The following is a 21,109-nucleotide window of genomic DNA, read 5'->3' as shown; positions in this document are numbered from 1 at the left end:
TCTCCCGCCCTGCATGCAAGCTGCCGAACCGATCGAAATCCTGCGCACCCGCCGCCTGCGCCTGCGCCAGTTCACCCCCGCCGATGCCGGCCTGGTGGTCGCCTTGTTGAACAGCCCAGGCTGGCTGCGCTACATCGGTGACCGGGGGGTGCGGGACATTGCCCAGGCGCGTGACTGGATGGCCTGCCGGCTGCTGAACCACTACGCCGAGACCGGCCACGGCTTCTGGGCCGTGGAGCGGCTGGACGATGGCGCGCCGGTGGGACTGTGCGGCCTGATCCACCGCGAAGGCCTGCCGGTGCCGGACCTGGGCTACGCGCTGCTGCCGGAACAAGAGGGCCAGGGCTTTGCGCGCGAAGCCGCCGCGGCCTGCCTGGTGCACGGCCACCAGGTGCTGAAGATGCCACGCATCCTGGCCATCACCTCGCCGGAGAACCTGGCCTCGGCTCGGGTGCTGGCGCACATCGGCATGCAAGAGATCGGCAACGTGCGGCTGCCGAACGATCCGCCCGACGCACCGCCGCTGCGCCTGTTCGAGTCGCTGGCCTGAGCGGGTCCCGCCCCCTTACTTCCCTTACTTCTTCGCGCGCAGCTTGCCCAGCTCGGCCTGGGTCTGCTGCCAGAGTTCCATGCCGACGGTGGTGGCAATGCCGGCGTTCACGCGTGTGAGCTTGTCGCGCATGCGGGCGGCCTCGGTGGCACTCAACTCGTTGATCACCATGCCCTTGGCTTTCAGGTCATTCAATGCACGGCTGGCCTCGGCGCGGGTGTCCTGGCGCTCGAAGTTGCGGCTGGCGATGGCCGCATCGCGCAGGATCTTCTGCTCGGCCGGCGACAGCGTGTCCCACCACTTGCGGCTGACGGTGACGATCCACGGGCTGTAGACGTGGTTGGTGATGCTGAGGTACTTCTGCACCTCGAAGAACTTGCTCGACAGGATGGTGTTGAACGGATTCTCCTGCCCGTCCACGGCCTTGGTTTCCAGCGCGCCGAACAGCTCGGAGAACGGCAGCGGCACGGCATTGGCACCCAGCAGCTTGAAGCTGTCGAGGTAGACGTTGTTCTGCATCACGCGCAGCTTGATGCCGTCCAGGTCTTCGAGCTTCTGCACCGGGCGCTTGCTGTTGGTCAGGTTGCGAAAGCCGTTTTCCCAGTAGGCCAGGCCGACCAGGCCTTTGTCGGTCAGCTTGTCCATCACCTGCTTGCCGACCGGGCCGTCCAGCACCGCGTCGGCCTCCTTCGCGTCGTTGAACAGGAAGGGCGTGTCCCACAGCGCCATTTCCTTGGCCGTGCCCACCAGCGTGGCGGTGGAGCCGACCATCATTTCCTGCGCGCCGCCGATCAGCGCCTGCTGCATCTGCGTGTCAGGCCCCAGCGCGGCAGCGCCGATGGCGCGCACCTTGAGCTTGCCGCCGGAGGCCTTGTCGACCTGCTCGGCAAAGAACTTCGCTGCCCGGCCCTGGTTGCTCTGCTCGTTGAGCCCGTAGCCGAAGCGGATCAGCCGCGGCTTGATGTCTTGCGCCATCGCGGCGAACGAAGCCAGACCCAAGCTGGCGGCAATGCCGACGGCGAGCACCGAGCGGCGAACAGAACAGCGAACTGCATGCATGCGAATTTCTCCAGAAGGAAGGTCAGCGCAGCCAATGCATCGGCGCGATGACCAGCTGCGGGAAAACGACGAACAGCGTCAGGATCACCAGGTAGGTGAACAGGAACGGGTTCACGCCCTTGATGACCTGGTGCAGCGACAGCCGGCCGACGCCGGCCACCACGTTCAGCACCGTGCCGACCGGCGGCGTGATCAGCCCGATGGCGCCGTTGAGCACGAACATCAGCCCGAAATACACCGGATCGATGCCGGCCTTGACGGCAATGGGCAGCATCACCGGCGCGAAGATCAGGATGGTGGGCGTCAGGTCCAGCGCGGTGCCGATGACGACCAGCGCGACCATCATCACTGCCATCAGCAGGCGCGGGCTGTCGACCAGCGTGCCCAGGCTGGCCGTGAGCACGCTGGGCAGGTCGGCCAGCGTGATCATGTAGCTGGCGACCTGCGCGCCGGCGCACAGGAACATCACGATGGCGGTGGTTCGGGCCGCGCGCACCAGCACGCCGTACAGCTCGGCCAGCTTCATTTCGCGGTGTACGAGAAATGCCACCAGCAGCGCATAGACCGCCGCCACAACAGCAGCCTCGGTCGGCGTGAAATAGCCGCTCTTCATGCCGCCGATGATGATGACCGGCATCAGCATGGCCCAGAAGGCCCGCACCGTGGCCTTGACACGCTCGGCCATCGGCAGGGCAGGGTCGGCCGGCAGCGGCGTGCGGCGCAGCACCCATTTCCACGCCAGGATCAGCCCGGTGCCCATCACCAGCCCGGGCACGATGCCGGAGACGAACAGCGCCGAGATCGAGGTGTTGGTCGTCACGCCGTAGATCACGAAAGGCATGGACGGCGGGATGATGGGCGCGATGATGCCGCCCGAGGCGATCAGCCCGGCCGAGACCGGCAGCGGGTAGCCGCGCTCGCGCATCATCGGCAGCAGGATGGTGGCCAGCGCGGCAGTGTCGGCCAGCGCCGAGCCGCTCATGCTGGCCATCAGCACCGCGGCGCCAATGGCGACAAAACCCAGCCCGCCGCGGATGTGACCGACCCAGGCCTGCGCCATGTCGATGATGCGCCGGCTGATGCCGCCGCTGTTCATCAGCTCGCCCGCAAGGATGAAAAACGGCACCGCCAGCAGCGGGAAGCTGTCCACGCCCGCGACCAGGTTCTGGGCCAGCAACTGGGTGTCCCAGAAGCCCAGCACCCAGGCCATGCCGGCACCGGTGAGCACCAGCGCCAGCGCCATGTTCATGCCGATGCCCATCAGCAGCAGCATGCCGCCGCAGAAGACGGCCAGGGCCTGGGCTTCAGGTGTCATGGTGCTCACTCCACTTCCGCGTCATGGCCCAGCGCCAGCGGCGCATTGCGCAGCAGCTCGGCCAGCGCCATCACGCCAATGGCCATTGCGCACAGCAGGGCCGGCAGCGGCAGCAAGGCATTCGGGTAGCCCAGCACGACCGAGCGGCTGGCCCAGCCGACGCTGACCTGCTGCCACGCGCCCCAGCCCAGCAGCACGCAGGCGAAGACGACCAGCAGCCGGATCAGCGCGGCCATCAGCACCAGTGCGCGCGGCCGCTGCTGCAGCAGGCCCAGCAGGCTGGTGAAGGCCATGTGCTCGCCGCGCGGGTAGGCGGCCGTGGCACCGATGAAGACCAGCCAGACGAACAGCAGGCGCGACAGCTCTTCGCTGGCGGCAATGCCGTTGCCAAAGCCATAGCGCAGCACCACGTTGACAAAGACCGACAGCGCCATCACGGCCAGGCAGGCAGCCATCGCGCCCTGCAGCAGGCGCTGGAACGCGGAGGTGGGAGGCGATGAAACGGGCGGCGAAGAAGAAGAAGTGTTCATTCAGTGGTTCCGGCATGCAGCCACGCACTGGCCTGCTGCTGAAGCTCGGCCAGCTTCGCGGTGGCGTCCAGGGTCAACACACGCGGCTCGCCGACCGGGGGTTCCAGCGTGGCGAACTGGCTGTCGACCAGGCTGGCCGAGAAGAAATGCGCGCTGCGGTTGGCGACACGGGCCAGCGCAGCGTCGCGGTCAATCTGCAGATACAGGAAGGCCAGACCCGGGCGGGCTGCGCGCAAGCGCTCGCGGTAGGCCATTTTCAATGCCGAACAAGTCAGCACCACGCCTTGCGGATGTTGTTGCAACAGCGCGGCCAGCCGGTCCAGCCAGCCCTGGCGATCGGCATCGGTCAAGGCAATGCCTTGCGCCATCTTGGCCCGGTTGGCCTCGCCGTGGAAATCGTCGCCCTCGATCAGCGGCAGTCCTTCGGCCTGCGCCAGCGCAGCGCCGACGCTGGACTTGCCGCAGCCGGCAACGCCCATCACGACCACGCTGGGCAGGCTTGTTGAAGAGATAGCGCTGTCCATTGGAATGAGGAGGAAGGTGAAGGCATTCGCCTGGGAAAATGTAGATTGCTGCTTGCTGATGGACAGCGCTATCCTAAAACTGCGGCACCGCGTATTGCCTCCGTGTTTTCCCGTGGCGCGGTACCGTCAGTGACTTCTCCCTTTTGCCCACGGTCTGCCCACTCTTCATGAACCTGCCTGCTGCCAAACGTCGCCGCGCCACCGGCCGTGTCACGCTGAACGACGTGGCGCTGGCCGCCGGTGTCAGTCCGATCACCGTTTCGCGGGCCTTGCGCGGGGAACGCGCGGTCGACCCCGAGCTGGTGGCCAGGGTGCGCGAAGCGGCCGACAAGCTGGGCTACATGCCGGACCCGGCCGCCCGCGCGCTGGCCTCGCGCCACAGCACGCATGTGGCGGTGCTGATCCCGCTGCTGAGCAACGCCTTGTTCGTCGACCTGCTGGAGGCCGTGCAGCGCACGCTGCGCCCTGCCGGCTACCAGGTGCTGATCGGCGTGACGCACTACGACGAGGCCGAAGAGGAGCAGCTGCTGCGCGAACAGTTGCTGCACCGCCCAGCCGGCGTGTTGGTGACCGGGCTGGAGCGCCGGGCCGGCACACGCGCCCTGATCGCCAGCAGTGGCGTGCCATGTGTGCACCTGATGGAGACTGCGCAGGCCCCAGGGCTGCATTGCGTGGGCTTTTCACAGCATGCGGCCGGCATGGCGATGACCCGGCATTTGCTGGGCCGCGGCCGACGCCGCATTGCCTTTGCCGCGGCCCAGCTGGACGCCCGCACGCTGCAGCGCCTGGCCGGTTGGCGCGACGCCCTGACCGAGGCCGGGCTTTACGAACCCACGCTGGAATGGCTGAACCCGGCGCCGTCGTCCATTGCTTTGGGCGGACGCATGTTCGAGCAGATCATTGGCCAGCGGCCGGCGGTCGATGCGATCTTCTTCTGCAACGACGACCTGGCCCAGGGCGCCTTGCTGGCGGCCTTGCGGCTGGGTGTGAAAGTGCCGGAGCAGGTGGCAGTGGCCGGTTTCAACGACCTCACGGGCAGCGACCAGATGCTGCCGCCCTTGACCAGCGTGCGCACGCCACGCGGCGAGATTGGCGAGGCGGCAGCGGCCATGCTGCTGGCCTTGATGCGCGGCCAGCCGGTGGCGCGGCCGGCCATCGACCTGGGTTTCACGCTGGTGCCGCGGTCCAGCACCTGAAGCTGGCGCACGCGTTCAGCGTTCAGGTCAGCTTGCGCAGGAAGCGGTGAAACGCAGCGTCGATGTGGCGCGGCGGTTGTTCGGCCGCGAGCGCGGCGGCAATGCGGCGTTCCAGCACCGGTTGCAGGCAGGCCGGCACGTCGCCAATGTCGTGCAGCATGCGCAGCAAGGTGCTGATCTGGGCCCGGCCGGGGCTGACAAAGTGCAGCGGCGTCTGGTCACCGATCAACGCACGGATTTCAGCAATGGGCGAGCCGGCGGAGACGACACCCCATTCGGTCGGCGCGAGATCGTGCAGGTCACCCACAGGGTCGGCCCACAGGAAATAAGCCCACTGCGGCGCCACCGGGTCAAACGCGGGATCAAAAGCGGCACGGCGCCGCGCCGAGACCGGCGCGTGGTCACACAGCTTCATGGCCAAGGCGCGCCAGCGCACCGGTTGGGCAACGGCGAGCGCAGTGGTGGGCCAGGTCGAGTTGTCGGGCATGCTCATGGATGTCTCCTTCCCCGGTGGTCCCTAGAAGTTGTTCGGCACAAGAGACAACAAGCTTGAGCCAGCACCTATCGGGAATGTGATTTTGTTCCGCAAGCCCTAGTTTGTCAGTGGGGCTACTGTGGAGACGACATGACAAATCACGACGTTTGATCAATGAAATCCAGCTTTTTGCACCGGCAAGGTGCTTAAACAGCAGACCCAGGGGCTTGCGCCCAGTTCCGCTGCGCCGCATGCCCTGCCACCGCAGCCAGCGTCCTGGTGCTGGAAAAGTGGTGCGACAGGCCGGTCACCGGGTCGACAAAAGCCAGCTCGCGGGCCAGCAATTGCAAAGGCCGGCTGAAGTCCGGCGCCTCGCCGGGGGCCGGTTCGGCATGCAGCACCGGGTACAGCGTGTCATGCAACAGCGGCAGGCCGAGCGCGTTCATGTGCACCCGCAGCTGGTGGGTGCGGCCGGTGAGCGGCCGCAAACGGTAGTGGGCCAACGCGGCATCGCCCGCCAGGCTGCCCAGGCATTCGATGCACGTCTCGGCATTGGGCTCGCCTCCGGTTTCCTGCATCAGCATGTGGTGCGCGGCCGGGGCGATGCGGCTGCGGCGCTGCAATGGAAAACGCAAGCTTTTTGACGCTGGCGCCACCGCTTCGTAGACCTTGTGGACCGCGCGCTCGCGAAACAGCGCCTGGTAGGCGGCGCGCGTAGCCGGCTCGATGCAAAAGACCACCACGCCTGCCGTCTCGCGGTCCAGCCGGTGGATGGGCGTGAGGCTGTCCAGCCCCAGCGACTGCTGCAGCCGGGCCAGCAAGGTGTGCCTGGCGTAGCGGCCGACCGGTGACATCGGCAGGAAGTGCGGCTTGTCGACCACCACCAGGTGGTGGTCGCGGTACAGCAGCTCGGCTTCGAACGGGATCTCGACCTCGTCTGCCACCTCGCGCCAGTACCAGACCAGCGCCGCCGGGCCGTGGCGGGACGGTGTGTACGGTGCCGCTGGCGCAAGCGGCTGGCCCTGGCCATCCAGCACCAGGCCCTGGTCCATGCGGCGCGCCCAGTCGGCTTCGCTGAGCACCGGCAGGCGCTCGGCCAGGAAAGCCAGCAGGCTGGGCCAGCGGCCGCCATGCGGCAGGGCCACGCAACTGGCCGGCACACCGGCACGCGGCAAGGGTCGCCAGGAGGGCTTTGGGCGGGTCATGTCATGCCATTGTCCGAACTAACGTGGTCCGTCAAGGCACAGGTGTGTGGACAAGTTTTGAACAAGCACCCGGTTATCCACCGACCTGGGCGCAAGACCCATCTTGTTGTAGATGAGCCATTGGCCAATACCGGGTCCCCCACACAGGGTTATGGCCTTTGCAAGCCATTGATTAAAAACGGAAAAACCGGCTTGTCCACAGAAACAGCCGCCCTCTACTATGACTTCCAGATTTAAAGATTGAAAGACAAGAGGAATAACAGGTCCCTCCCTTTTTCTATGGGCCAGCCCCCTCCCTGGGTTCCGAACAGCCGCTTGGAGAAGGCCTTGAGGCATCAGACCACCCGGTCCGCTCGCTCAAGACGAAAAAAAGCCGCCTGAATCCGAAGATCCGGCGGCTGGCGCGCGGTCAAGCTGGGCTGAATGCGCTTGGGATGAAAAAGCCGGTGGCTTTCAGCTCAGGGTTTGAAGCTGATCGAGCTGGCAACAAAGCGCAGCGACTTGCCGTCCTGGCCACGCACCACGGTCACCGGCAGGTTGCCCAGGCTGGGCGCCAGCCAGACCTCGATGTCGCCGTCCACCGCAGTGCTTTGCAGCCGCACCGTCTCGACCGACTTGCCATTGACCTGCACCGGGGTGGCCACAGCCTGGCTGAAACGGTGCTGGACGACACTTTTGCCGTTGGTGACGGGCATGGGCTTGCCAACCGCCTGCAGGCCCAGGAAGGCCAGCTGGAAGGACAGCACGTTCATGTCCTGCATGCCGGGCTCCAGCGCTGCGGTCTTGAGCTTGTCGAGCCGGCCGTAGTGCAGCAGGCCGGCGGCCCGGTCGAACTGGGCGACGTTGCGCGGCTTGGGGTCGCCGACCTCCAGGTCTTCGTACAGTTCCGGCACCAGCCCGGCTTCGCCGACGGTGCCGTGGCTGACATAGCGGCGGTTCTTGAAGGCCAGCGGCAGCTTCAGCTCGGTGCTCAGCGTGTAGCGCTTGCCGTCCAGCCGCCAGTGCTGTTCGGCGTCCAGCGTCAGCGGGCCCCAGCTCACCTGGTAGAGCAGGTCGGCGCTTTGCGGCAGCGAGGAAGGGCTGGACGAGCCTGTGGCGGCCATGCCTGGCAGGCTGCCGGCTGTGCCGGCCAGCGCGGCCAGCCAGCCCAGCACCTGGCGGCGGGACGCGGTGGGCCGGGAAGAAAAGGAAAAGGAAGAAGAAGAGGAGGAGGGCAGAAACAGTGACACGAGGTCTCCAATCGTTCCGAGCACAACGGCAGTGCGCGCCGGCTTGTTGACCGCCGGCCGGGCTGCCGTGTTCCGGGGCTCAGCCCGGTTCGCGGGTGTTGCGCTTGTCCAGGTAGGCGGTGTGCGGGTCCAGCGAGCTGCGCTTGCCGATGTCCTGCAGGTGGTTTTCCAGCCAGCCGGTGGCGGCCTTGCGGCCCAGTTCGCACAGCAGGTTCAACAGCCGCGGGTCGCTGTTGAGCTTGCTGGACGCACCGAACTGGGCGAGGCCTGCCTCGTCGGACACGCGGTGCAGCCGCAAGGCCTTGTAGCGGCCCAGGTCCACCCGGCGTTCGTCGACCAGGCGCTGCACGAAGGCGATGGCGCGCATTTCGGCGACCAGGCTGGCGTTGAAGGTGATCTCGTTGAGCCGGTCCTGGATCTCCAGCGCGGTGCCGGGAATGCCTTCGCGCACCAGCGGGTTGATCTGCACCAGCAGCAGGTCGCTGGTGACGGTGCCGTAGATCAGCGGCCACAGGCTGGGGTTGCCGGCAAAGCCGCCATCCCAGTAGGGCTCGCCATCGACCAGCACGGTGCGGCTGGTCTGCGGCAGGCAGGCCGAGGCCATCAAGGCCTCGATGCTCAGTTCGTCCCCCTTGAAGATGCGCGGCTGGCCGGTGCGCACCGAAGTGGCGGTGATGTAGACCCGCACTGGGCCGCGCTGGATGGCGGGGAAGTCCACATGGCGGGCGACGATGTCGCGCAGCGGGTCCAGCCCGAACGGGTTCAGCTGGGCGGGGCTCCACAGGTGCAAAAAGGCCTGGGTGCCGGCAAAGCCTGGCCACTGCGCAGGGTTGAACATCCACGCTGGCCACTGGAAGCTGCCGGGTAGCGTGCTGGCGCCCATGCAACCCGGGTTGCCGCTGACGGCCTGCCAGAAGCTGCGCAAGGCTTCGCGCGCGCCGTTGGCGCCGCCATGGGCGTAGCCGGTGGCCAGCACGGCGGCATTCATGGCACCGGCGCTGGTGCCGGAGATGCCGTCCGGCACCAGGCGGCCGTCTTCCAGCAGGGCGTCCAGCACGCCCCAGGTGAAGGCGCCGTGGGAACCGCCGCCTTGCAGCGCCAGGTCGATCTTGCGGGCGTTCTGGCCGGGTGGGGCCTTGCGGTGGCTGGCGCGTGGCTTTGGCGGCGATTTCCGCGCGGGCGCAGCAGGCTCGGCAGACATGTCGCCCAGGGCGGCGAGGGGGCGGACCGGTTCAGGCAAGCTCATGCGAAGGTGCTTTGGCAAGCAGGCAAGGAGGTTGCGGGCCAGTATGGCGGCAAGACCTTGCCACTGCAAAATTGGATCGGCACCGATTGTTTGTCATCCAAGTTTGTAAGATGCAGAGCCCGGTGTTGGACCCCGGCCTGCGCGGTCAAGTTTTGTAAAGCAGATCGCCTGCGTGAGGCGCAGCGGCAGTGGCGCGGAACTGGCGGGCCGGTTTTGGCTCCTTCCCTGGGTTTTGAAGCAGTTCTCGATCAAGGCCGGCTCCTCACAAGGAGGCCGGCCTGATGTGTTTTTGAAGCAGGCAGCATGAAAAAAGCAAGCGTGGTCTGGTGGCTGGTGGCCGTGGCGGTGGGAGCCGGCGGTTTTTTCTGGTGGCGGTCCCATTCGGCGGCCGCTGCCAAGGCCGCGGAAGCGCAGGCCAGCCGCGGCCCGGCGCCTCAGGCGGTCACGGTGTTCACCGCGCAGCAGCGCGACATGCCTGTCACGCTCGATGCTTCGGGTACCGTGGTGCCGCTGACCACCGTCGAGGTCCGGCCGCAGCTCTCCAGCACGGTCAGCCGCGTGGCGATCAAGGAAGGCCAGTTCGTCAAGCAGGGTGAGCTGCTGTTCACTTTCGACGACCGCAGCGACCAGGCCAATGTCGACAAGGCCCAGGCTACCGTGCTGCACGACCGGGCGACGCTGGCCGACCTGGCCCGACAGCTCAAGCGCAACCAGGAGCTGAAGGCGCAGAACTTCATCTCGCAAGGCGCGCTGGACACGCTGCAGTCCCAGTACGACGCGCAGAAGGCGCTGCTGGCGTCCGACGAAGCCGCCGTGCGCGGCGCCCAGGTCAGCGCCGGCTACGGCAGCCTGCGCGCGCCGATGGCCGGCCGCACCGGCGCGATTGCGGTGCACCCGGGCAGCCTGGTGTCGCCGACCGGTGATGCGCTGGTCACCATCAGCCAACTGGACCCGATTGGCGTGAGCTTCACGGTGCCCGAGGCCCAGTTGCCGGCGCTGCTGTCCGAAGGCAGTGCCGGCGTGATCGGCGCTTCGCTGAAGGTGGCCAGGCCGGCGACCGTGACCGCGCAGCGCGAGCTGATCGACGGCAAGGTGGCCTTCATCGACAACACGGTGGACCCGACCAGTGGCACGATCAAGCTGAAGGCCGAGGTGGCGAACGCCAGGCAGCTGCTCTGGCCCGGCCAGTACGTGTCGGTGCAGCTGACGTTGGCCACGCTGAAGGGCGTGACGGTGGTGCCGCAGTCTGCGCTGATCCTCAGCGGCGCGGACCGCAGGGCCTATGTGGTCGACCCCGAAGGCAAGGCCCAGCTGCGCGACCTGAAGCTGCGCTACGCGAGCGGCGAGTTCGCGGTGGTCGAAGGCATCAAGCCCGGCGAGAAGGTGGTGATGGAAGGCAAGCAGAACCTGCGGCCTGGCACGCCGGTGAAGGTGTCTGCGCCGGCCAAGGCGGGGGCTGCGTCTGACGCTGCTTCCGGTGCTGCTCCCTTGTCAGCCCCCGCTTCCGGCGCCTGAACATGACCTTCGCCGAGACTTTCATCCGCCGCCCGGTGATGGCGGTGCTGCTGAACCTGGCCGTGGTGCTGGGTGGTGTGATCGCGCTGAACAAGATCCCGGTCGCGGCGCTGCCCAGCTACGACACGCCGGTCATCAACGTCAGCGCCTCGTTGCCGGGCGCAGCGCCCGAGACCATGGCCAGCTCGGTTGCGCTGCCGCTGGAAAAGCAGTTCTCGACGATTGCCGGCCTGTCGGTGATCAGCTCGTCCAGTTCGCTGGGCAGCACCTCGCTGACGCTGGAGTTCGACGCCTCGAGGCCGATCGACGCGGCCGCGCTGGACGTGCAGGCCGCGCTGTTCCGTGCCCAGCGCAGCCTGCCCACCGAGATGACCACGCCGCCCAGCTACCGCAAGGTGAACCCGGCCGATGCGCCGGTGCTGCTGGTGGCGCTGACCTCGCCGTCGATCTCGCTGAGCGACCTGAACGACTATGCCGAGAACCTGATCTCGCCCAGCCTGTCGACCATCGAAGGCGTGGCCCAGGTCTCGATCTTCGGCCAGAGGCGCTACGCCGTGCGCCTGGAAGTGGACCTGGACAAGCTGGCCGAGCGCGACCTGACACTGGAAGAGCTGCGCACCGCGCTGGCCTCGGCCAATGCCAACACGCCGGTCGGCACGCTGGAAGGCCCGCGCCAGACGCTGACGGTGCAGGCCAACAAGCAGCTGATGAATGCGGCCGCCTGGCGCAACGTGATCGTCGCGACCAAGACCAGCCTGCCGGTGCGGCTGAGCGACGTGGCGCGGGTCGAGGACAGTTTCGAAACGGTGAAGACCTATGCCGAGCTGAATGGCGAGCCGTCCATCACGTTGGCCGTGCAGCGCCAGCCGGACGCCAACACCGTGGAGGTGGTGGACCGTGTGCGGGCGATGCTGCCGCGCTTCGAGCAGCAGCTGCCGGCCTCGGTGAAGATGACGCCGGTCAACGACCGCTCCCGCTCGGTGCGCGAGGCCCTGCACGACGTGTTCCTGACGCTGGCGCTCACGGTGGTGCTGGTGGTGCTGGTGATCTTCCTGTTCCTGCGCCGGCTCTCGGCCACGGTGATCCCTGCGCTGTCGCTGCCCGTCTCTCTGGTGGGCGCGGTGGGCCTGCTGCAGGCCCTGGGCTACAGCCTGGACAACATCTCGCTCTTGGGCATCACGCTGGCCGTGGGCCTGGTGGTGGACGACGCGATCGTGATGCTGGAGAACATCGTGCGCCACGTGGAAGACGGCATGGCGCCGTTTGACGCGGCGATCCGTGGCGCGCGCGAGATGAGCTTCACCATCCTGTCGATCTCGGTCTCGCTGGTGGCGGTGTTGATCCCGATCTTCTTCATGCCGGGCGTGATCGGCCTGCTGTTCCACGAGTTCGCGGTCGTGGTCGGGCTGTCCATCCTGGTGTCGGCGGGCGTTTCGCTGACGCTGGTGCCGATGCTGTGCAGCCGCTACCTGAAGCACGAGGAGCATCACGAGGAAGGCGCGTTGGGCCGCACTTTCGAGCGCGGCTTCACCGCGCTGCAGAACTTCTATGCCCGCACGCTGGACTGGGCACTGGGCCACAGCTGGCTGATGGGCGGCGTGGCGCTCGGTTCGCTACTGCTGACGCTGTACATGTTCGCGGTCATGCCCAAGGGCTTTTTCCCCGAGGAAGACATTGGCCAGATGCAGGTCAGCACCGAAGCTTCGGAAGACATTTCCTTCGAGGCGATGAAGGCCTTGCAGCTGCAGGCAGTGGCGATCTTCCGGGCCGACCCTTCCGTCGCCACCGTCTCGTCCTTCCTCAGCGGCGGCAACTCGGGCCGCATGTTCATCAACCTGAAGCCGCGCAATGAGCGCCCTGCGATGGGCCAGGTGGTCGAAGGCCTGCGCAAGAAGCTGCGCAGCGTGGCCGGCATCCAGGTCTTCATGCGGCCGGTGCAGAACCTGCAGCTGGGTGGCAGGCAGAGCAAGGCGCGTTACCAGTACACGCTGCAAAGCGTCAGTGCCGACGCGTTGACCGAATGGGCTGGCAAGCTGGAGGCCAGCCTGCGCAACGAGGAAGGCTTCCGTGACGTCACGTCCGACGCGCAGAACCGCGGCCTGCAGGCCTCGCTGGACATCGACCGTGACAAGGCCAACCTGCTGGGCGTCCAGATCGCCGATGTGCGCAGTGCGCTCTACAGCGCCTTCGGCGAGCGCCAGGTATCGACCATGTATGGCCCGTCCAACAGCTTCTACGTGATCATGGAAGCCGAGGAACACGACCGGCGTTTCGAGGATGCGTTCGACAAGATCCGGCTGCGCAGCAAGGCCGGTGGCTTGGTGCCGCTGTCGGCCGTGGCCACCGTCAAGCGAGACCTGGGACCCACGGCCGTGAACCACCAGGGCCAGCTGCAGGCGGTGACGATCTCGTTCAACCTCGCACCCGGCATGCCGCTGGGCGACGCGACAAGGCGCATCACCCAGGTCACGCAGGAGCTGCACCTGCCGCCGACGCTGATCGGCACCTACGGCGGCGATGCCGCGGTGTTCCAGAGCTCGCAGGGTGGCCAGGCCATCCTGATCATTGCCGCGCTGCTGGTGATCTACGTGCTGCTGGGCGTGCTGTACGAGAGCTACATCCACCCGCTGACCATCCTTGCCGGCCTACCGTCGGCCGCCATCGGCGCGCTGCTCACGCTGCAGTTCTTCGGCCAGGACCTGACGCTGATCGCCACCATCGGCATCCTGATGCTGATCGGCATCGTCAAGAAAAACGCGATCATGATGATCGACTTCGCGCTCGATGCGCAGCGCCACCAGGGCATGACGCCACCCGAGGCCATCCGCCAGGCCGCGCACCTGCGGCTGCGGCCCATCATGATGACCACGCTGGCCGCCATCATGGGCGCGCTGCCCATCGCGCTGGGCTGGGGCGCTGGTGCCGAGCTGCGCCAGCCGCTGGGCCTGGCGGTGGTCGGCGGCCTGATCCTCAGCCAGGCGGTGACGCTCTACATCACACCGGTGATCTACCTGGCGCTGGACCGCTGGGCCGGCAAGGGCCCGATCACGACCGAGGTGAAGGTGGAGAACTCGCTGGTCTGAGCCATGACCTTGCCGGCCTGACCGCCACTGCATGTTGTCGACGCGCCATGGGCGCCCAGGTCGCAGACTCGGCATATATGATCGATTTCCCGCCAGCACCGCTTTGCGCCGCACCATGCCCAACGCAGCTCTCCAGTCCCTGTTCGCGCAGAAGTCCTGGGCGAACAACGAGTTGTTCAACCTGCTGTCGACGGTCGACACTGCGCAGCATGCCGAGGCCTTGCACACGGCTACTCGCACGCTGAACCACATCCACGTGGTGGACCAGATCTTCCGCGCCCACCTGCTGGGCGAGTCGCACGGCTTCACGGCGACCAACACCGAAGCCACGCCTGAACTCGGCGAGCTTCAGTTTGCCGTTGCCGAGACGGATGCCTGGTTCGAGCATTACGTGGCCGCCATTTCGGCCGAACCGCTTGCCGAGCGCATCTCGTTCCGGTTCACGGATGGGGACACCGGCACGATGACCCGCGAAGAGATGCTGCTGCACGTCATCACGCACGGTTCCTACCACCGCGGCAACGTGGGCCAGGTGCTCAAGTCGATTTCGGTCTCACCGCCGCGGGACCTGCTGACCAAGTTTCTCCACGTCCGCGAGCCGTCCCGCAGGCAGGCATAGGCCAAAGGCGAGCCCGCGATGCGCGTGGCCGTCTGGACGTTGCAATCGGCGTACGAGGCAGGACCAGCAGCCCTGGTTTGCACCCAATTGGACGGCGAAACCGCGCTGTCAGAATCCAACCCGAAGTGAAGGCCATGCCAGCAAACCCGCAGGCAGGCACTTTGCTTTCGCCCAGGGAGGGCCAGGACTTGAACCCCCAGAAAACCCGCGCCGCATGCGCCGCACTGATGCTGGCCAACGCGCTGCTGGCCGGCTGCGCCAGCACCGATTCGACGCGCACCACCGACGCCGTGACCGCGCCGCTGAATGACCTGAACCTGGTGCAAGCCGACATCCCGCCCAAGCTGCTGGCGGTCCAGAAGCAGCCCTACCTCGTGCCGCCCGGCCACAGCTGCGGCTCGCTGGCATTCGAGGTGAAGGAACTGGACGATGTGCTGGGCCCGGACCTGGATGCGCCCCCCAGCGTGGCCGACACTGGCCTGGTTGCACGCGGCACCGACGAGGTCAAGGGCGCCGCTTTCGGCGCCCTGCGCAGCACCACCGAAGGCCTGGTGCCCTTTCGCGGCTGGGTGCGCAAGCTCTCGGGCGCCGAGCGCTACTCGAAACAGGTCGAGGCGGCGATTGCCGCCGGCACCGTGCGCCGGGCTTTTCTGAAAGGCTTGATGGCGGCCAGGGCCTGCGCACCGGCGATCGTCGCCGGCTGAACGGAGATGCTGCATGGAACGACCCGCCTTCATCGTCTCAGCTGCCGACATTGCTGAGTACACCCACGTCTACCCGCAGAGCACCGAGGCCCTGGGCCCCGTGCGCAGCCTGGGCAAGGCCGCCGGGCTGCAGCGCGTGGGCGTGAACCTGCAGCGTTTGCCGCCGGGCACGCGCTCTTCGTGGCCGCACGCGGAAGAAAACGAGGAGGAGTTCGTCTATGTGATCTCGGGCGAGGTGGACGCCTGGATCGACGGGCACCTGCACCGCATGGTGGCCGGCGACCTGGCGGCGTTTCCCGTCGGCACCGGCATCAGCCACTGCTTCCTCAACAACGGTGACAAGGAAGCGCTGCTGCTGGTGGGCGGCGAAACGCAGCGGCCGGGCAGCCGCATCCACTATCCGCTCAACCCCACCCGCAAGGTGGACCTGAAGCCCGAGGCCTGGTGGAGCGACGTGCCGCAGCGCGAACTGGGCCCGCACGACGGTCTGCCGGACCGACCGGCCACGCAGGAATGAGCGGCCTGCCGCTGTTTTTCATGTCGCCGGCCTATGCGGGCGAGCTGCACATCACTCGCGCGCTGTTCACCACGCCGGTGGACCGAGAGCCCGAGTCGAACGCGTTTTTCAGCCATCGGGTGAGTTGGGGTCAGGGCCTTGAGGAACTGCCGGCCGATCCAGGGTCAAACTGAACTTGCAGCCCTGCATGCCAGCCAAGGAGACCGCCATGCCGCAGCAATTCCACGTGGGCCGATTGATTGACCATCTGCACCTGCGCGTGGCCGACCTGGACGCCAGCAAGCGCTTTTACCGCGCGGTGTTCACGGCGCTGGGCCGGGCCGAGGCGATGCAGGAAGACCCCACGCACTTTGCCTTGGACGAGCTGTGGGTGGACCAGCGCGACCCCGGCGGCCCTGTCTCGCACGTCCACCTGGCCTTCCAGGCCGCGGACCCGGCGATGGTGCAGGCCTTTCACCAGGCGGCGCTGGCCGCGGGCGGCACCGACCATGGCGGCCCGGGCGAGCGCCATTACCACCCGGGCTACTACGCGGCCTTTGTGCTGGACCCGGACGGCAACAACATCGAGGCGGTGTTCCACGGGCCCAATGTGCGTTCGGCGCCTTCCGTGGTGGTTAGCGCAGTGGTGCCCTGAATGCCGCGCTCGCTTCATCCTCACGCTCACAGGAGACCGCATTGACTTTGAGCTGCAAGGCGCTGGTGCTGCGCCACTGGCAGGCTGCCAACGACCGCGACTGGACCGCGTTTGCCAAACTGCTGGCCGACGACCTCGTCTACCAGGTGCCGCAGACGCGCGAGCAGGTGCGCGGCGCGGCTGGCTACCTGGATTTCTTCCGCACCTGGCCGGGCGACTGGCGGGCGGACGTGCAGCAGGTCATTGCCGACGAAGGCCAGGCCGTCACGGTGCTGAACTTCCTCACCGAGCGCGACAACCCGCAGGCGGCGCAGATGACCGGCATCACCTTTTTCGAGGTGCAGGACGGCAGGATCACCCGCGTGACCGACCACTGGCCGGAGCCCTACGAGCCGCCGCCCCGCGCATCGGTGCACGTGACACGCTATTGACCCCGCCCGCCCGGATTTCGGCAGCCGGCGGACAATCCAGGGATGAATCCGATTCCCGAAGCCGCTGAAACCGCCGCCGAGACATTGCGCGACGAACCTGCGGCGCTGGCCGACCTCGCCAGGCGTGAGCGCTTCCTGCAACTGCTGGCCGACAGCCTGTCGCAGCAGACACTGACCAAGCTGGTGCTGAGCAAGCCACGCAATGCGGGCGACCTGCAACGCGTGACTGCCCGCCCTCTGGCGCTGCGCGGCGAGGCCTGCCTGAGCCTGCTGTGGCACCACCAGACCAAGGACATCACCAAGAACCCGGCGGTGGCCGAAGGCCTGAAGCAGGTCGACGAACTGCTGGGCAGCCGCTTTTTCCACGCGCTGCTGTTCACGACCACCGACGAGTGGCAGCTGATGGTCAGCAAGCGCGGCAAGATGGGCCTCACGCGGCGCGCGCTGGCGGCACCGGCGGAAGCCGCCGAGGCGACTGGCCATGCCCGCGAGAAGCAGCGCTACCTGGCGCTGGAACTGCCCTTCCTGCAGGACCTGGGCGTGACCGACACGCAGGCCCGGCTGGTGCCGGCAATGGCGCGCAAGTGGAAGCAGATCAACAAGTTCGTCGAGGTGCTGGACCATGCGCTCGACGGCGTGGCGCTGCACCAGCCGGGCCGCATCCGCGTGGTGGACTTCGGCGCCGGCAAGGGCTACCTGACCTTTGCGACGCACCAGCACCTGGCGCACGGCCGCGGGCTGCAGGCCGAGGTGACCGGCGTGGAGTTGCGGCCGGACATGGTGGACCTGTGCAACGCCGCGGCACGGCGCCGCGAGATGCACGGCCTGCAGTTTCTCTGCGGTGACGTGCGCAGCCACGTGCCCGAGCAACTGGACGTGATGATCGCGCTGCATGCCTGCGACACCGCGACCGACTTCGCGCTGCACACCGGCATCCGCGCCGGCGCCGCGCTGATCCTCAGCTCGCCTTGCTGCCACAAGCAGATCCGCCCGCAGATGACGCTGCCGCCGTTGCTCAGGCCCATGCTGCAGCACGGCATCCACCTGGGCCAGCAGGCCGAGATGGTGACCGACAGCCTGCGCGCGCTGCTGTTGGAAGCCGAAGGCTATGACGCGCAGGTGTTCGAGTTCGTGGCGCTGGAGCACACCAGCAAGAACAAGATGATCCTGGCCGCACGGCGCCAGGACAGCGGCCCGGCCGAAGACGCACGGCGCGCTGCGGCGCGCCAGCAGGTGGCCGAGCTGAAGGCCTTTTACGGCGTGCGCGAGCATTGCCTGGAGACCATGCTGGCGACAACGGCAGAGGCAGCGCCGGAGCCGTTTACAGCGGGCTGACCCGCGCGTGATAGCCTGCGGCCCGGCGCCGGGATACCCCACCCGGGGGCCGTCCGACGAACCCATCCCGTTCAGGAATCACGATCTTGCTGAAGTACTCCGCACTTGCGCTGGCCGCCGCGGCCACGCTGTCCTTCTCGGGCCTGACGGCCATCGCCCAGACCGCTGCTCAGACTGCCGCGCCGCCCGCGGTTTCGGCTTCTGCACCGGGCTTCGACCGCAGTGGCGAAGACCTGTCGGTGCGCGTGCAGGACGACTTGTTCCGCGCGGCCAACGGCGAATGGCTGAGGACCACGCAAATCCCGGCCGACAAGTCCACCTATGGCAACTTCGACATCGTGGGTGACCGGGCCGATGCGCGGGTGCGCGAGGTGGTGGAGGAACTGGCCAAGGGCAGTCACCCGGCCGGCAGCGTCGAGCAGAAGATCGGCGACTACTACCGCAGCTTCCTCGACACTGCGGCGATGGACAAGGCCGGCCTCGCGCCGCTGCAGCCCTGGCTGGACAAGATTGCCGCGGCGCGCAGCAGCGGCGATGTGGCGGTGTTGATGGGCAGCCTGCACGGCCTGACCACGCTGCCGCTGGCGCTGGACGTGCAGCCGGACCAGCAGGCGCCCGACGTGAACCTGGCGCTGGCCTGGCAGTCCGGCCTGGGCTTGCCCAACCGCGAGTACTACATCGCCAGCGACCCGCGCATGCTGAAGGCGCGCGGCGCCTACATGGCCTACCTGGTCAAGCTGTTCACGCTGGCTGGCACGAATGAAACCCAGGCCTCGCGCAATGCGGCGCTGGTGATGGGCCTGGAAACCCGGCTGGCCAAGGCGCAATGGACCGAGGTGGCCAACCGCGACCCGCAAAAGACCTGGAACCCGATGACGCTGGCGGCGCTGGCCAAGAGCGCACCGGGGCTGGACTGGGCTGGCTACTTCAAGGCCGCAGCGATGCCTGGCCTGGCGCGGCTGAACGTGTCGCAGCCCAGCTATGCGCGCGACCTGGCCAAGGCGGTGCACGACGTGCCGGTGGCGACCTGGAAGCTTTACCTGCAGGCCAGGCTGATGGACAGCCAGGGCAACCTGCTGAGCCAGCCCTGGCGCGAGGCGCGTTTCGACTTCCGCTACAAGGCGCTGCAGGGCCGCCAGAGCGAGCCCCCGCGCTGGCAGCAGGCGACCGACGCGCTGGACGGCGCGCTCGGCGAAGCCGTGGGCCAGGTCTACGTGGCGCGCTTTTTCCCGGCCGATCACAAGGCCCGCATGCAGCAACTGGTCAACAACCTGCTGGCGGAGTTCGGCCGCTCCATCGACGGGCTGCAGTGGATGAGCCCGACCACGCGCCAGAAGGCGCGCGAGAAACTCAGCAAGTACACGACCAAGATCGGCTACCCGGACCGCTGGCGCGACTACGCCAAGCTCGAAGTGAGGGATGGCGACGCACTGGGCAATTCGCTGCGCGCCGGCCGCTTCGAGCACGAGCGCGTGGCAGCCAAGCTGGGCCAGCCGGTGGACCGAGGCGAGTGGGGCCTGACGCCGCAGACCGTCAACGCTTACTACAACCCCAGCCTGAACGAGATCGTCTTCCCGGCTGCGATCCTGGAGCCACCGTTCTTTGACATGGCCGCCGACGACGCGGCCAACTACGGCGCGATCGGCGCCATCATCGGCCACGAGATCAGCCACGGCTTCGACGACCAGGGCGCGCAGTACGACGGCGACGGCCGGCTGCGCAACTGGTGGACGCCGGCAGACAGCAAGGCCTTTGCCGCGCTGGGCGCCAGGCTGGTGGCGCAGTACAGCGGCTACGAGGGCCTGCCGGGCCACAAGGTCAACGGCCAGCTGACGCTGGGCGAGAACATTGCCGACCTCTCGGGCCTGCAGATCGCCTTCAAGGCCTGGAAGACTTCGCTGAACGGCCAGCCGGCACCGGTGATCGCCGGTCTGACCGGCGAGCAGCGCTTCTTTTATGCCTTTGCCCACGCCTGGCGCGCGCAGCGCCGCGAGGAACTGGCGCTGCGCCTCTTGACGGCCGACCCGCACTCGCCGGACGAATTCCGCGCCAACGGCACCGTGGCCAACCACGACGGCTTCCACTCGGCCTTCGGCACCAAGCCGGGCGACAGGATGTTCAAGCCGGTGGACCAGCGCATCCGCATCTGGTGAGGCGGCAGGCCGGGGCGCAAGCCCTGGCTTTCAGTCTTTCGCCGAAGGCACTTCGGCGTCGCCCGGCGTCGGCTCGGTGTTGATTTCGGTGGCAACCTCGGTCACCGGGTAGGCCGCCCCGGCGTCTTCGTCGCTGACCTGTTCGCGCTCGCGCAGCCGGCGCGTCGTGATGCTGGCGGCGAGCAGCAGCATCAGCGTGCCCAGTGTGCCGCCCAGCAGCAGCAGGTTGCGCAGGCTGTGCCACTCGGCAAAGGCTTCAGTCGAGGCGGTGGAGACCACCACGTGCAGCGGGTAGCTGCCCACCTGCGCGAAGGCGACGATGTGGGCATCCGTCGCGTCGTCCGCACCTTCGTGGGCTTCCACGCCGCTGCCGCTGGGCGGCCAGCCTGCGGTGACCAGCGGGTGGTTGGCCGGCAGGTCACTGCCCATGCCCTGGCTGACACCGCCGAGCACGCGGGCCCGGACGCGCAAGTCCGGCCCGACCAGCGCCACGCTGCCGAGCTGACCCAGCGGCACCGTGCGATAAAGCGACTCGAAGTGGGTCGGGTCCAGCGAGGCCACGCCCACGCCCAGCGTGCGGCCGTCTTCTGCGACCAGGCGGCGCGAGAGCTGGATGGTCCAGCGCTGCGAGACCTTGCCCAGCACCGGCTTGCCGATGAAGATCGCATCGGCATTGCCGCCTGCGGGTGGATGCAGCACGGCCTGGATGTGCTCGCGTTCGTTGAGGTCGATCGGGCCGGTCTGCTGGCCGCCCGGATCCAGGCTGCTGCCGACGAAGTGGCCGTCCGG

General features: G+C 67.5%; 20 protein-coding genes and 1 pseudogene. 12 read left to right on the top strand and 9 right to left on the bottom strand.

Features of this window, described 5'->3' with window-relative positions:
- On the top strand, positions 1–550 hold a 550-nt coding region (locus FKP22_RS03685), incomplete at its 5' end, for a GNAT family N-acetyltransferase (RefSeq protein ID WP_211361295.1).
- A gap of 24 nt (positions 551–574) precedes the next feature.
- Here the strand turns inward: FKP22_RS03685 and FKP22_RS03680 are convergent.
- The 4 genes from FKP22_RS03680 to FKP22_RS03665 are packed head-to-tail and all read right to left on the bottom strand — an operon-like array spanning position 575 to position 3,978.
- Positions 575–1,609, bottom strand: a complete 1,035-nt coding sequence (locus FKP22_RS03680; RefSeq protein WP_141285277.1) for a TRAP transporter substrate-binding protein — start codon at positions 1,607–1,609, stop codon at positions 575–577.
- Positions 1,610–1,631: 22 nt separating this feature from the next.
- Positions 1,632–2,924 (bottom strand): TRAP transporter large permease, encoded by a 1,293-nt coding sequence (locus tag FKP22_RS03675; protein ID WP_141285275.1) that lies wholly within the window; start codon positions 2,922–2,924, stop codon positions 1,632–1,634.
- Positions 2,925–2,929: 5 nt separating this feature from the next.
- Positions 2,930–3,454: a TRAP transporter small permease subunit gene (locus FKP22_RS03670; RefSeq protein ID WP_141285273.1), complete on the bottom strand. Its 525-nt coding sequence runs from the start codon at positions 3,452–3,454 to the stop codon at positions 2,930–2,932.
- The gene (locus FKP22_RS03665; RefSeq protein ID WP_231010544.1) at positions 3,451–3,978 is read right to left on the bottom strand and encodes a gluconokinase; all 528 of its coding nucleotides are present in this window, start codon (positions 3,976–3,978) and stop codon (positions 3,451–3,453) included. The genes FKP22_RS03670 and FKP22_RS03665 overlap by 4 nt, the downstream gene beginning before the upstream one ends.
- A gap of 167 nt (positions 3,979–4,145) precedes the next feature.
- Between FKP22_RS03665 and gntR the strand changes: the two genes are divergently transcribed.
- Positions 4,146–5,174 carry an HTH-type transcriptional regulator GntR gene (gntR, locus tag FKP22_RS03660; protein ID WP_141285271.1) on the top strand — a complete coding sequence of 343 codons (1,029 nt, stop codon included), beginning with the start codon at positions 4,146–4,148 and terminating at the stop codon, positions 5,172–5,174.
- A 22-nt stretch (positions 5,175–5,196) separates the two neighbouring features.
- Here gntR and FKP22_RS03655 read toward each other — a convergent pair whose 3' ends face one another.
- The 4 genes from FKP22_RS03655 to FKP22_RS03640 all read right to left on the bottom strand — a co-directional run bounded on the left by FKP22_RS03655 (position 5,197) and on the right by FKP22_RS03640 (position 9,329).
- Positions 5,197–5,667: a hypothetical protein gene (locus FKP22_RS03655; protein ID WP_141285269.1), complete on the bottom strand. Its 471-nt coding sequence runs from the start codon at positions 5,665–5,667 to the stop codon at positions 5,197–5,199.
- Between the two features lie 188 nt (positions 5,668–5,855).
- Positions 5,856–6,854 (bottom strand): pseudouridine synthase, encoded by a 999-nt coding sequence (locus FKP22_RS03650; protein ID WP_141285267.1) that lies wholly within the window; start codon positions 6,852–6,854, stop codon positions 5,856–5,858.
- 458 nt (positions 6,855–7,312) lie between these two features.
- The gene (locus tag FKP22_RS03645; protein WP_141285265.1) at positions 7,313–8,083 is read right to left on the bottom strand and encodes a DUF3108 domain-containing protein; all 771 of its coding nucleotides are present in this window, start codon (positions 8,081–8,083) and stop codon (positions 7,313–7,315) included.
- A 79-nt stretch (positions 8,084–8,162) separates the two neighbouring features.
- Entirely contained in the window at positions 8,163–9,329 is a 1,167-nt protein-coding gene (locus FKP22_RS03640) for a patatin-like phospholipase family protein (RefSeq protein WP_231010543.1), read from the bottom strand.
- 303 nt (positions 9,330–9,632) lie between these two features.
- Between FKP22_RS03640 and FKP22_RS03635 the strand changes: the two genes are divergently transcribed.
- The 10 genes from FKP22_RS03635 (at position 9,633) to FKP22_RS03595 (ending at position 20,320) form a co-directional block, all read left to right on the top strand.
- The gene (locus FKP22_RS03635) at positions 9,633–10,844 is read left to right on the top strand and encodes an efflux RND transporter periplasmic adaptor subunit (RefSeq protein WP_141285263.1); all 1,212 of its coding nucleotides are present in this window, start codon (positions 9,633–9,635) and stop codon (positions 10,842–10,844) included.
- Between the two features lie 2 nt (positions 10,845–10,846).
- Entirely contained in the window at positions 10,847–13,927 is a 3,081-nt protein-coding gene (locus FKP22_RS03630) for an efflux RND transporter permease subunit (protein WP_141285261.1), read from the top strand.
- 115 nt (positions 13,928–14,042) lie between these two features.
- Entirely contained in the window at positions 14,043–14,546 is a 504-nt protein-coding gene (locus FKP22_RS03625) for a DinB family protein (protein WP_141285259.1), read from the top strand.
- A gap of 188 nt (positions 14,547–14,734) precedes the next feature.
- On the top strand, positions 14,735–15,250 hold the full coding sequence (locus FKP22_RS03620) for a hypothetical protein (protein ID WP_231010542.1): 516 nt from the start codon (positions 14,735–14,737) through the stop codon (positions 15,248–15,250).
- 13 nt (positions 15,251–15,263) lie between these two features.
- A complete protein-coding gene (locus tag FKP22_RS03615; RefSeq protein WP_141285257.1) occupies positions 15,264–15,767 on the top strand; it encodes a cupin domain-containing protein in 504 nt (167 codons plus the stop codon).
- Positions 15,764–15,940, top strand: coding sequence for a hypothetical protein (locus FKP22_RS31810; RefSeq protein ID WP_170200735.1), 177 nt, complete (start codon positions 15,764–15,766; stop codon positions 15,938–15,940). Before FKP22_RS03615 ends, FKP22_RS31810 begins: the two co-directional genes overlap by 4 nt.
- A 35-nt stretch (positions 15,941–15,975) precedes the next feature.
- Complete coding sequence (locus FKP22_RS03610; protein WP_141285255.1) at positions 15,976–16,401, top strand: VOC family protein; 426 nt, start codon at positions 15,976–15,978, stop codon at positions 16,399–16,401.
- A gap of 41 nt (positions 16,402–16,442) precedes the next feature.
- The gene (locus FKP22_RS03605; protein ID WP_141285253.1) at positions 16,443–16,832 is read left to right on the top strand and encodes a nuclear transport factor 2 family protein; all 390 of its coding nucleotides are present in this window, start codon (positions 16,443–16,445) and stop codon (positions 16,830–16,832) included.
- A 42-nt stretch (positions 16,833–16,874) separates the two neighbouring features.
- Positions 16,875–18,167, top strand: coding sequence for a class I SAM-dependent methyltransferase (locus FKP22_RS03600; RefSeq protein ID WP_141285251.1), 1,293 nt, complete (start codon positions 16,875–16,877; stop codon positions 18,165–18,167).
- An 86-nt stretch (positions 18,168–18,253) separates the two neighbouring features.
- Positions 18,254–20,320: a M13 family metallopeptidase gene (locus FKP22_RS03595; protein ID WP_141285249.1), complete on the top strand. Its 2,067-nt coding sequence runs from the start codon at positions 18,254–18,256 to the stop codon at positions 20,318–20,320.
- 30 nt (positions 20,321–20,350) lie between these two features.
- On the opposite strand, the pseudogene FKP22_RS31805 reads toward FKP22_RS03595, so the two are convergent.
- Positions 20,351–21,109: pseudogene (locus FKP22_RS31805) on the bottom strand (sensor histidine kinase); the annotation flags it as partial.

This window comes from Ideonella azotifigens, from assembly GCF_006519715.1.
GTDB classification, from domain to species: domain Bacteria; phylum Pseudomonadota; class Gammaproteobacteria; order Burkholderiales; family Burkholderiaceae_C; genus Ideonella; species Ideonella azotifigens.
The sequence above is the reverse complement of the archived record's forward strand: the minus strand, read 5'-3'. Positions and strand labels throughout refer to the sequence as shown.

What these genes read in the sequence shown, in the direction of transcription:
- FKP22_RS03665 (WP_231010544.1), bottom strand. Translation starts at nt 3,978, where the DNA reads ATGGACAGCGCTATCTCTTCAACAAGCCTGCCCAGCGTGGTCGTGATG.
- gntR (WP_141285271.1), top strand. Translation starts at nt 4,146, where the DNA reads ATGAACCTGCCTGCTGCCAAACGTCGCCGCGCCACCGGCCGTGTCACG.
- FKP22_RS03635 (WP_141285263.1), top strand. Translation starts at nt 9,633, where the DNA reads ATGAAAAAAGCAAGCGTGGTCTGGTGGCTGGTGGCCGTGGCGGTGGGA.
- FKP22_RS03640 (WP_231010543.1), bottom strand. Translation starts at nt 9,329, where the DNA reads ATGAGCTTGCCTGAACCGGTCCGCCCCCTCGCCGCCCTGGGCGACATG.
- FKP22_RS03670 (WP_141285273.1), bottom strand. Translation starts at nt 3,454, where the DNA reads ATGAACACTTCTTCTTCTTCGCCGCCCGTTTCATCGCCTCCCACCTCC.
- FKP22_RS03655 (WP_141285269.1), bottom strand. Translation starts at nt 5,667, where the DNA reads ATGAGCATGCCCGACAACTCGACCTGGCCCACCACTGCGCTCGCCGTT.
- FKP22_RS03630 (WP_141285261.1), top strand. Translation starts at nt 10,847, where the DNA reads ATGACCTTCGCCGAGACTTTCATCCGCCGCCCGGTGATGGCGGTGCTG.
- FKP22_RS03675 (WP_141285275.1), bottom strand. Translation starts at nt 2,924, where the DNA reads ATGACACCTGAAGCCCAGGCCCTGGCCGTCTTCTGCGGCGGCATGCTG.
- FKP22_RS03625 (WP_141285259.1), top strand. Translation starts at nt 14,043, where the DNA reads ATGCCCAACGCAGCTCTCCAGTCCCTGTTCGCGCAGAAGTCCTGGGCG.
- FKP22_RS03600 (WP_141285251.1), top strand. Translation starts at nt 16,875, where the DNA reads ATGAATCCGATTCCCGAAGCCGCTGAAACCGCCGCCGAGACATTGCGC.
- FKP22_RS03615 (WP_141285257.1), top strand. Translation starts at nt 15,264, where the DNA reads ATGGAACGACCCGCCTTCATCGTCTCAGCTGCCGACATTGCTGAGTAC.
- FKP22_RS03650 (WP_141285267.1), bottom strand. Translation starts at nt 6,854, where the DNA reads ATGACCCGCCCAAAGCCCTCCTGGCGACCCTTGCCGCGTGCCGGTGTG.
- FKP22_RS03610 (WP_141285255.1), top strand. Translation starts at nt 15,976, where the DNA reads ATGCCGCAGCAATTCCACGTGGGCCGATTGATTGACCATCTGCACCTG.
- FKP22_RS31810 (WP_170200735.1), top strand. Translation starts at nt 15,764, where the DNA reads ATGAGCGGCCTGCCGCTGTTTTTCATGTCGCCGGCCTATGCGGGCGAG.
- FKP22_RS03680 (WP_141285277.1), bottom strand. Translation starts at nt 1,609, where the DNA reads ATGCATGCAGTTCGCTGTTCTGTTCGCCGCTCGGTGCTCGCCGTCGGC.